This is a genomic window from Actinomadura craniellae (assembly GCF_003289645.1).
Classification (GTDB): domain Bacteria; phylum Actinomycetota; class Actinomycetes; order Streptosporangiales; family Streptosporangiaceae; genus Actinomadura_D; species Actinomadura_D craniellae.
The window spans coordinates 389,059-398,508 of the sequence record NZ_QLYX01000006.1; the positions used below are offsets into that span (position 1 = coordinate 389,059).

The 9,450-nt window shown below is 74.1% G+C and carries 11 protein-coding genes; 9 read left to right on the forward strand and 2 right to left on the reverse strand.

Annotated features, from left to right (window positions below; genetic code table 11):
- Positions 1-33 precede the first annotated feature (33 nt).
- From DPM19_RS16160 to DPM19_RS16180, 5 genes are all read left to right on the forward strand, one after another.
- Positions 34-513 carry a SlyX family protein gene (locus DPM19_RS16160; RefSeq protein WP_146778893.1) on the forward strand — a complete coding sequence of 160 codons (480 nt, stop codon included), beginning with the start codon at positions 34-36 and terminating at the stop codon, positions 511-513.
- Positions 510-962, forward strand: coding sequence for an SRPBCC family protein (locus DPM19_RS16165; protein ID WP_111868343.1), 453 nt, complete (start codon positions 510-512; stop codon positions 960-962). The genes DPM19_RS16160 and DPM19_RS16165 overlap by 4 nt, the downstream gene beginning before the upstream one ends.
- Positions 963-971: 9 nt before the next feature.
- On the forward strand, positions 972-1,592 hold the full coding sequence (locus DPM19_RS16170) for a DNA-3-methyladenine glycosylase I (RefSeq protein ID WP_111868345.1): 621 nt from the start codon (positions 972-974) through the stop codon (positions 1,590-1,592).
- A 443-nt stretch (positions 1,593-2,035) separates the two neighbouring features.
- The gene (locus DPM19_RS16175) at positions 2,036-2,203 is read left to right on the forward strand and encodes a DUF3117 domain-containing protein (RefSeq protein WP_111868348.1); all 168 of its coding nucleotides are present in this window, start codon (positions 2,036-2,038) and stop codon (positions 2,201-2,203) included.
- A gap of 144 nt (positions 2,204-2,347) precedes the next feature.
- The gene (locus tag DPM19_RS16180; protein WP_111868350.1) at positions 2,348-3,850 is read left to right on the forward strand and encodes a leucyl aminopeptidase; all 1,503 of its coding nucleotides are present in this window, start codon (positions 2,348-2,350) and stop codon (positions 3,848-3,850) included.
- A 98-nt stretch (positions 3,851-3,948) separates the two neighbouring features.
- Here the strand turns inward: DPM19_RS16180 and DPM19_RS16185 are convergent, their stop codons facing one another.
- Both DPM19_RS16185 and DPM19_RS16190 read right to left on the reverse strand, forming a co-directional pair.
- On the reverse strand, positions 3,949-4,551 hold the full coding sequence (locus DPM19_RS16185; RefSeq protein WP_233510205.1) for a hypothetical protein: 603 nt from the start codon (positions 4,549-4,551) through the stop codon (positions 3,949-3,951).
- Positions 4,548-5,183, reverse strand: a complete 636-nt coding sequence (locus DPM19_RS16190) for an O-methyltransferase (RefSeq protein ID WP_111868353.1) — start codon at positions 5,181-5,183, stop codon at positions 4,548-4,550. Before DPM19_RS16190 ends, DPM19_RS16185 begins: the two co-directional genes overlap by 4 nt.
- A gap of 196 nt (positions 5,184-5,379) precedes the next feature.
- Here DPM19_RS16190 and sigE point away from each other — a divergent pair, with 196 nt between their 5' ends.
- From sigE to DPM19_RS16210, 4 genes are all read left to right on the forward strand, one after another.
- Positions 5,380-5,979 (forward strand): RNA polymerase sigma factor SigE, encoded by a 600-nt coding sequence (gene sigE / locus DPM19_RS16195; RefSeq protein ID WP_111868356.1) that lies wholly within the window; start codon positions 5,380-5,382, stop codon positions 5,977-5,979.
- Positions 5,980-6,058: 79 nt separating this feature from the next.
- Positions 6,059-6,580, forward strand: coding sequence for an anti-sigma factor family protein (locus DPM19_RS16200; RefSeq protein WP_111868359.1), 522 nt, complete (start codon positions 6,059-6,061; stop codon positions 6,578-6,580).
- The gene (locus tag DPM19_RS16205; protein WP_111868362.1) at positions 6,577-7,638 is read left to right on the forward strand and encodes a sigma-E factor regulatory protein RseB domain-containing protein; all 1,062 of its coding nucleotides are present in this window, start codon (positions 6,577-6,579) and stop codon (positions 7,636-7,638) included. Before DPM19_RS16200 ends, DPM19_RS16205 begins: the two co-directional genes overlap by 4 nt.
- Positions 7,639-7,722: 84 nt before the next feature.
- On the forward strand, positions 7,723-9,321 hold the full coding sequence (locus DPM19_RS16210) for a S1C family serine protease (RefSeq protein WP_111868365.1): 1,599 nt from the start codon (positions 7,723-7,725) through the stop codon (positions 9,319-9,321).
- Positions 9,322-9,450: the final 129 nt, after the last annotated feature.

A 9,450-nucleotide genomic window follows, 5' to 3' on the forward strand; every position in this document is an offset into this window, starting at 1 on the left:
AGCCGTCCCGGGGAGTGGTCCGCAGTGCTGATCGTGATCGTTGCCTTGATCCTGGCAGGAGCGTCCGTGCTGGCCGCGGTCGTCGTGCTCGCCATGGGCCGGGGCGGTGAGCTCACCGACGCCGGCCCCGACTACCCGCCGCTGGACTTCGCGGACGGGTCGGTCGCCGGCATCCAGGCCGAGCTGTGGCGGCTGCCCCGCGGGCTGTGGGGCTACCACAGCGGGGCGACCGACGAGGCACTGCACGCGCTGACCGACGCGCTGGTCGAGCGCGACGCCCGGGTCGAGGCGTTGCAACGGCAGGTGGCCGAACTGCGGCACCGGCTGGAGACCGGCGGGGCGACCGACGAGCCGCTGCCCTGGGAGGAGCCCAGGTCCGGCCCGTGGTGGAGCGGAGCCGTCCCGGCGAGCCCCTGGAAGAAGGCGGACGGCCCCGCCGGCGCCGAAACCGGCGACGCCGAGACCGCCGAGGAGCCCGAGCGGGTGGCACCGGCCGCGGAAGAACCGCGATGAGCCCGGTGACGGTGGCGGCCGACGCGACCTCCACCGCCTCGCCCGAGCAGGTCTTCGCGGTGCTGACCGACTGGGAGCGGCACGGCGAGTGGATGCCGTTCACCCGCGCCGAGGGCGGCCACGAGGTGGGCGCCGAGGTGTCGGGCTGGACCGGTGTGGGCCCGATCGGCTTCCTCGACACCATGACCATCACCGAGTGGCGGCCCGGCCGGCGGGTGGCCGTCAAGCACACCGGCCGGCTGGTGCGCGGCGACGCCTGGTTCGAACTGGGGCCGCTGCCGGCCGGCGGGTGCACCATCGTGTGGGCCGAGCGGCTGGACCTGCCGCTGGGCGTGCTGGGCCGGATCGGCTGGCTGGTGATCGGCCCCCCGGCGCGCTTCTTCATGCGGGTCGGCCTGCGCCGCCTGGCCCGGCTCGCGGCGGCCGGTTCTGTCGGTGGGGTGCGGTAGGAACGGCGCATGAGCACCGCGGTCATCGGTGACGACGGGCTGGCGCGCTGCCCGTGGGGAGTCTCCGCACCCGAGTACATCGCCTACCACGACGAGGAGTGGGGCCGCCCGGTCCGCGACGACCAGGGGCTGTACGAGCGGCTGTGCCTGGAGGCGTTCCAGTCCGGGCTGTCCTGGCTGACGATCCTGCGCAAACGCGAGGGGTTCCGGAAGGCCTTCGCCGGGTTCGACCCCGACCAGGTCGCCGGCTACGGGCCCGAGGACGTCGAGCGGCTGCTGGCCGACACCGCCATCGTCCGCAACCGGGCGAAGATCGAGGCGACCGTCGCCAACGCCCGGGCCGCCCTCGACCTGCCCGGCGGGCTGGCCGCACTGGTCTGGCGGTACGCCGACCCCGAGGCCCCCGCCCCCGCCACCCTGGCGGATGTGCCCACGCTCACCCCCGGCTCCACCCTGCTGGCCAAAGAGCTCAAGAAGAACGGGTTCCGCTTCGTCGGGCCGACCACCGCCTACGCGCTGATGCAGGCGTGCGGGCTGGTCGACGACCACCTGACCGGCTGCCACCGCCGCGGCGCGCACTCTGCCGCCGAATCGGGCGAGGGCGCGGAGCCGGCCGGGCGGCTCGGGTAACGACCGTGCGGGTTCGAGCGGGGCGACCGGAGAGCCGGCCCGCGGGCGAGCGGAGCGGAGCGGGGGAGCGGCCCGTGCGGTGGCCGAGGAGGTCAGGCCGGAGGGGCAGGCCCGGATCGGCCGAGGAGGCCCGTGCCGAGGAGCGGCGGCGGGCCCGTGGTGGCGACCACGTTTGACCGGCTTTCGAGTTTGGCGCTGACCAGCGGTGAAGCGATGCGGTGCCCGCGCTCGGCGGTGGAGGTTTCGTGCGGAGGAGGGCCGCGGAACGTCGAGTCCGGTCGTCGTCTACCGATCCCAGGCGCTGATCGTTACCACTTCGCGCCCGGAAGACGGGATAATGAACAACTACTGATGATGCGGATGCGACAGGCGGCCACGCGGCCACGTCGGCCTCAGGTTGTCCGACGGCCCCACGCGGCCCTAGGCAGGAAGGGGATGCACGCATGGCGGCGATGAAGCCGCGGACGGGAGACGGTCCGCTCGAAGTGACCAAGGAGGGGCGCGGAATCGTCATGCGTGTCCCGCTGGAGGGCGGTGGGCGACTGGTCGTCGAGCTGTCCGCAGACGAGGCGAGCGAGTTGGGCGACGCGCTCAAGAACGTCGTGGGCTGACGGTACCGGCTCCAGACGGTGGTGACGGTCCCGGCGCGGGCGCCGGGACCCTTGCCGTTACCAGGCCTTTGTTGGGCCTTTGCCGACTTTCGTGCTTCGCCCGCCCGCACGGCGGTGCCCGGAGCGTCACTTGAGGAGACCACCATGCCAGTCGAGACCCGGCTCCACGCGGTCGAGGGGCCGCTCCGGCGCGCAGCCGAGGCCGTGTCCGCGGAGCTGATGGCGGTCCCCGTCCGTCCCGGTGACGGCGGTGCCGAACCCGACCCTGCCCAGGCGGAGGCGCTTGCGGACGTGCTGCCGCTGGACGCCCCGGCGTTGCTGACCTACCACGGCGCCCGGGGCGGCGCGGGTGAGATCACCGCCGTTCCGGTGTCGCTCGGTGCCGGTGACAGTGCTGGTGACAGGGTGGGCGAGGTGCTGCTGTACGGGGTGGGCGACGGCTCACCGGGCGCGCTGCGCCGGGCCGGGGCCGCGCTGGTCCGGCGGGCCAGGGGGCGGTCGGCCCTGGCCGTGGCCGCCCCGGCGGGCGACCTCGCGGCCTTCGCCGAGGGTGCGCTGCTGGCCGGATACGGGTTCCGGATCGGTGAGCCCGGGGAGCGGCGTCCCCCCGCCACGGTTGCGGTGGTGACCGGCGACGCCGCGGCGCTGGAACGGGGCGCGCTGACCGCCGGGGCCACGGTCCGGGCACGTGACCTGGCCAACACCCCGTCGCTGGAGAAGGGCCCGGCCTGGCTGGCCGAGCGGGCGGCCGAACTGGCCGCCGACGCCGGTCTGGGCATCCGGGTCCGGGACGAGCGGGCGCTGCGCGCCGAGGGCTTCGGCGGGCTGATCGCGGTCGGCGCGGGCTCGCCCCGGCCGCCCCGGCTGATCGAGCTGACCCACGCCCCCGAGGGCGTCGAGGGCCCGCACGTGGTGCTGGTCGGCAAGGGCATCACCTTCGACACCGGCGGGTTGTCGCTGAAGCCGACCGACAACATGAAGACCATGAAGACCGACATGGCGGGCGGTGCCGTGGTCATGTCGGTGCTGGCGGCGCTGCCGGCGCTGGGCGTGCGGGCCCGGGTGACCGGTCTGGTCCCCAGCGCGGAGAACTCCTTCTCCGGCTCGGCCATGCGACCCAGCGACGTGATCTCCCACTACGGCGGCAAGACCTCCGAGGTGCTCAACACCGACGCGGAGGGCCGGCTGGTCCTGGCCGACGCGCTGGCCTACGCGGACGCCGAACTCGACCCCGACCTGATCGTCGACGTGGCCACCCTGACCGGCGCCGCCAAGGTCGCGCTGGGGTTGCGGCACGGCGCGCTGTTCGCCGCGGACGACGCGCTGGCGACGGCGCTGACCGAGGCCGGGGCGGCCACCGGCGAGCCGCTGTGGCGGCTGCCGATCGTCGAGGACTACCGCGTGGCCATCGACTCCGACGTCGCCGACGTGGCCAACATCGAGCGACGCGGCTTCGGCGGGGGAGCGATCATGGCCGCGCTGTTCCTGCGCGAGTTCGTGGGCAAGCGCACCTGGGCGCATCTCGATGTGGCGGGCCCGGCCCGCGCCACCTCCGACGACGCGGAGATCTCCCGCGGCGCTACTGGCTTCGGCACCCGGCTGCTGCTGCACTGGCTCACCACGGTGGCGGCGGCGAACACCGCCTGAGCCGAGGGAGGGAGCGGAGCGGCCCGCGAGGGACGAGTGGTCCGTGGAGCGACCGAGTGAGGTGAGGGCGGCGGCGAACACCGCCTGAGCCGGGGCCGTCAGTTCTTGCGGCGGTCGAGGAAGGGGACCTCGCGGCGTTCGCGGGTCGCCTTCACGATCTCGGTGAGCGAGGCGGTCCAGGCGGGCTCGACCGCGAAGCACCAGGGGGCGGTGCGGGCGCCCAGGGCGGTTTCGGGCAGGGTCAGGGCGACCAGTTCCGGCCGTCCGGCGTCGCGCACCGCCTCGACCGTCTCCGCACCGGGCAGGAAGACCAGGTAGTTCCGCGCGGTGCCGCGTTTGCCCACGCCCCGGGCCAGGGCGCACAGCCCCGACAGCTCGTCCCAGGGCAGTACCCGGTCGGCCCGCCGCGGCAGCGGCCAGGCGGCCGGCCGGCGGATTCCGTCGGGGTCGAGTTCCAGCACCGCCCGCAGCCCGAACAGCCGTCCGGTGGCGGAGAGCACGCCGAACCCGAAGAAGACCAGCCCGATTCCGCCGAGCACCACGAAGACCGTGCCGGCGACGCCGAAGGGGGCCATCACCCCGCCGCTGACGAAGGCCGCGGAGGAGGCCAGTAGCAGCACGGCGGCCAGCAGGTGCCCGGCCGTGCTCCAGTTGAAGCGGGTCGTCACCCGGAAGGTGGCCGGGTCCGCGGCGCCGCTCACCGGTCGCGCTTGAGGGCGCAGAGCAGCCCGTCGCCGACCGGCAGTAGCAGCGGCACCAGCCGGTCGTCCTCGCGGATCGCCCGGCCCACCTCGCGGATCGCGGCCGTGTCGGGGTCCTGCCGGGAGGGGTCGGCGACCCGGTCGTGCCAGAGCGCGTTGTCGAACGCCACCACCCCGCCGGGACGCAGCAGCCGCAGTGCCTCGGTCAGGTACTCGGGGTATTCCTGCTTGACCGCGTCGCAGAAGACCATGTCGTAGGCGCCGTCCGTGAGCCGGGGCAGCACTTCGAGCGCCCGGCCGGGGATCATGCGGGCCCGGCCGGTGGGAAGGCCCGCCTCGGCGTACGCCTGCCGGGCCAGCCGCTGGTTCTCCTGATCGACGTCGACGCTGGTCAGCACCCCGTCCCCGCGCATCCCGCGGAGCAGCCAGATGCCGGACACCCCGCAGCCGGAGCCGACCTCGACCACGGTGCGGGCGCCGATCAGGGCGGCGACGAACCGCAGGGTCGCCCCGCCGGCCGGGCTGATCGGGACCGCGCCGACCTCCTCGCCGCGGCTACGGGCGTTCAGGAGGGGTTCGTCCTCGGGCAGGAAATCCTCAACATAGGCCAGCGTGGCCTGGACCGCGTCGATGACTGCCTCCTGCGAGACTCCGAACCGGGCGGCCGGGCCGGGCCGGCCGCAGATCGCCTCTGACAGGGAGGAACCTTATCGCTGCCCGGGAACCAGGGCGTGTTCCGCGGCGTTGAAAGGAATGTCGGATCACTGACCGCCCAGCCCAGGCGCGACCGAGCCGTTCCGATGCGGCATGGAAGGGATACCCGGCACCATGGTGGTGGCAGCGCTTGCATACCGAGGGGGAGCGGCCGCGCGAGACCGTGAGCACGCTCCGGAGGCGACCTGGACGCCTCCGTCGTGGGATGAGGTGGTACGGGAGCATTCGGCCCGGGTCTACCGGCTCGCCTACCGGCTGACCGGCAACCCGCACGATGCTGAGGACCTCACCCAGGAGGTCTTCGTCCGGGTGTTCCGATCGCTGTCCAACTACACTCCCGGCACGTTCGAGGGTTGGCTGCACCGGATCACCACGAACCTGTTCCTCGACATGGCCCGCCGCAAGCAGCGGATCCGGTTCGAGGGGCTGGCCGACGACGCGGCCGACCGGCTGCAGGGCCGCGAGCCCACCCCGGCCCAGCTCTTCGACGATCGCAGCTTCGACGCGGACGTCCAGTCGGCGCTCGACGCGCTGGCTCCGGAGTACCGCGCCGCGGTGGTGCTCTGCGACATCGAGGGGCTCTCGTACGAAGAGATCGCCGCCACCCTCGGGGTCAAGCTCGGTACGGTGCGCAGCCGCATCCACCGCGGCCGGGCCCAGTTGCGGGCGGCGCTGGAACATCGGGCACCCCGGCGACCGGCCGTCACGGGGTGATGGAGGAGGGGCGCGCCGGCGCGCCGCCCGGTACGGCAGAACGACGGACGCGGCCGCGGGCCGCTGACGAGGGGACCGCGTGAACCATCTCGGGGAGCGTCTGACCGCACTGGTCGACGGCGAACTCGACCACGACGAGCGCGACCGCGCGCTCGCCCACCTCGCGTCCTGCCAGCAGTGCAGGACCGAGGCCGAGACGCTGCGCCGGCTCAAGGGCAGGCTGCGCTCCTTCGGCACCGCTGACGAAGCCGCACCCTCGGCCGATCTGATGAGCAGGTTGACCGGTATGGCCGCGATGGACGTCCCGGCCCCGCAGCCGGTGCGCTCCCCGCGCCGCACCCGGCGTCCCGTCCCGGCCGGTGCCGTCCGGCGTCCGCCCGACCAGCGTCCCGCGCGCCGGCCCGCCCGGGCTGCGGCCCGCCGCCGGGCTTATGTCGCCGTGGGCGCGGCGGCCGTCGTCTTCAGCACGGCCTCGTACGTGGCGGGCGCCGACACCGAGCCGATGCCGGCGGTGGTCCCCGCCTTCGACCGGTTCTCCGTGGAACACGGCCAGACCTCCGGGGATGTGCCGCTCCCCGTCGAGCCCGCGCTCGGGCCGTGATCCAGGCCGGCTGCACCCGGCGCGGTACGTGGGCGGTGGGAGGGCTGGCCACCGCGGTGATGCTGCTGTGGGTGGTGCCCGGTGACGCCGCGGCCAACGGCCGGCGCGCCGGCGACTCCCGGGCGCTGCGGCTGCTGCGCGACGCCGCTGCGGCGGCCCGCCAGACGCCCTACGAGGGCATGCAGTTCGTCACGACCTGGGGCAGGAACGGCGCGGCCACCTCGCTGCTGGACGTCTCGCACACGCCGGGCGCCGGAACGACGCTGCACGTCCGGCAGACCGTCGCGCAGCGCGGCGGCAGCGCCTACCGCCCGGACGACACCGAGTTCCCCGGCGGGCTGTCCGGGTTCTCGCCCAGGGCGCTCGACCTGCTGACCCGGAACTACACGCTGGTGCGCGCGGCCGACGACTCGATCTGCGGCCGGCCGGCCCAGGTGGTCGAGGCGCGCCGTGCCGACGGCACGCCCGCCGGCCGGTTCTGGCTCGACCGCGGGACCGGGTTGATGCTCCACCGCGAACTGCTGGACGAGCGGGGACGCGCGGTGAGCAGCACCGGCTTCTACGACCTGCGGATCACCGCGGTTCGGGCGGTCCGGCTGGCCGGGTCCCGGTCGGGCGGCCACCTGGCCGGGACACCGCTGGGCGCCACCGCCCTGAGCGCGCTGCGCCGGGCGGGCTGGCAGGTTCCCGCCGCCCTGCCGGGCCGGCTGACCCTGCAGGACGCCCGGCGGACCGAACCGGGTCCCGTGCTGCATCTCACCTACACCGATGGCCTGGCCGCGGTCTCGCTGTTCATCCAGCGTGGCCGGCTGGACGAGCGCAAGATGGGTGGCTGGCGCAAGGTCGAGGAGCGGGGGCGCACGGTCTTCCAGCGCGACGCGCCGCGGCGCTGGACGGTGTGGGCCGACTCCGGTCACGTGTACACGGTCCTGACCGACGCTCCCCAGACGGCCGCCGACCAGGTGGTCTTCGCGCTCCCTGATCAAGCGGTCGGATTTTGGGCACGGATGCGCCGCGGCGCCGTGCGTCTGGGATCCTTGTTGAACCCTTTTGGCTAACGGCGCGTCTTATGCTCAGCACATCCGGTGCTGGGCACGATGGGCTGAGATGACAGAAACCATGTTCGCGAGGAGAGACGGGGAATGACGGAAGACAGCCGCGGACCCGCCGGCGATGACCGCGAGCCCCGGTCCGCGGAGAACACTCCCGCCGAGCCCGCCGCCGACGGCTCCCCCGAGGACCCGGGCTTCGCCCCGCCGGACGTCCCCGGCGAGCCGCCCTCCGGCCGGCTCGCCGACCCGCCGTCCGACCGGCTACTGGTCTCCGGCCAGCCGTCGCCGTCCGGCCCACAGCCCCTTCCCGGTGAGCCGCCCCGGGCCCGGCCTGGATTCGTCCCCTACGACCAGGAGCACGGGCAGCGGCCGGCGCCGTACGGGTGGCCGCCGCAGAACCAGCACCAGCAGCCCCCGCCGCACCAGCAACCGCCGCCGCCCGCGGGGCCCCCGATCTCCACCGCGCCGCCCCCGCCGGCGGGCGCGATGCCGATGGGCGCGCCGCCGGCCGCTCCCCCCGGGGCGGGCTTCGGCGGGCCGGGCCGGCCCAACTGGGCTCCGGTGCCGGCGCCGCCGCCGGTGTCGCGGTCGGGCCCCGGGATCGGGGTGTTCGCCGTGATGGCGCTCGTCGTGGCCCTGGTGGCCGGGGCGTTCGGCGCGGGCATCGGCGTGATCGCCGCCGACCGCGGTCCGGAGCAGGACGGCGGGGTCAACCTCTCCGGCAGCCCGGGCGGCACGGCCGCGAAGAACCGGCCGCCGGACTCGGTGGCGGGTGTGGCCCAGCGGGTGCTGCCCAGCGTGGTCACGATCAAGGCGATGTCGGGCGGTGGCAGCGGCGGGTCCGGCACCGGTTTCATCGTCAACGGCGGCTACATCATCACCAACAACCACGTGGTGGACAACGCGAACCAGATCGAGATCGTCTTCAACGACAAGAAGACCGCACGGGCCACGGTCAAGGGCCAGGACGCCAGCTTCGACATCGCGGTCCTCAAGCCCGAAACCACGCACAACCTGCCGGCGCTGACGCTCGGCAACTCCGACCAGCTGGCGGTCGGCGACCCGGTCATCGCGATCGGCTCCCCGCTGGGGCTGGCCGGCTCGGTGACCACCGGCATCGTCAGCGCGCTCAACCGGCCGGTGCCCACCCGCGGCGGTGGATCCGACGGCGGGCTGCTCAACGCGATCCAGACCGACGCGGCCATCAACCCGGGTAACTCCGGTGGACCGCTGGTCGACGGCCGGGGCCAGGTGATCGGCATCAACACGGCCATCGCCACCCTTGGCGGTGGCGGGCTGGGCGGCGAGAGCCAGCAGAGCGGCAACATCGGCTTGGGCTTCGCCATCCCGATCAACTCCGGCAAGCGGGCCGCCGAGGAGATCATCAACACCGGCACCGTGAAGCGGGCCCGGATCGGCATCCTGATGGACGTGACCTACCAGGGCAACGGAGCCCGGATCGCCACCCAGCCCGACCAGGGCTCGGACCCGGTGACCAAGGGCGGCCCGGCCGACCAGGCGGGGCTCAAGCCCGGCGACATCATCACCGCCGTGGACGGCAAGCCGATCGAGGGCCGCGCCGACCTGGTCGCACTGATCACCAGCAAGGCGCCGGGCGACCGGATCAAGGTCACCTACCAGCGCGACGGCAAGGAAAGCACGGTCGACGTCGTCCTGGGCGCCGCCTGAGTCGAGTGAGGTGAGGGCGTGGTGAGCACGGCCTGACGGGCTCGTTCACCAGGTGTTTTGTCCGGGGTGACCTGTACGGGGATACCCTGAGGGGGCCGGGCCCGAACGGGCTCGGCCCCCTGCTGTTCG

Excerpts from the sequence above, each read along its gene's own strand:
- DPM19_RS16165 (WP_111868343.1), top strand. The coding sequence starts at position 510 with ATGAGCCCGGTGACGGTGGCGGCCGACGCGACCTCCACCGCCTCGCCC.
- DPM19_RS16170 (WP_111868345.1), top strand. The coding sequence starts at position 972 with ATGAGCACCGCGGTCATCGGTGACGACGGGCTGGCGCGCTGCCCGTGG.
- DPM19_RS16175 (WP_111868348.1), top strand. The coding sequence starts at position 2,036 with ATGGCGGCGATGAAGCCGCGGACGGGAGACGGTCCGCTCGAAGTGACC.
- DPM19_RS16180 (WP_111868350.1), top strand. The coding sequence starts at position 2,348 with ATGCCAGTCGAGACCCGGCTCCACGCGGTCGAGGGGCCGCTCCGGCGC.
- sigE (WP_111868356.1), top strand. The coding sequence starts at position 5,380 with ATGGTGGTGGCAGCGCTTGCATACCGAGGGGGAGCGGCCGCGCGAGAC.
- DPM19_RS16210 (WP_111868365.1), top strand. The coding sequence starts at position 7,723 with ATGACGGAAGACAGCCGCGGACCCGCCGGCGATGACCGCGAGCCCCGG.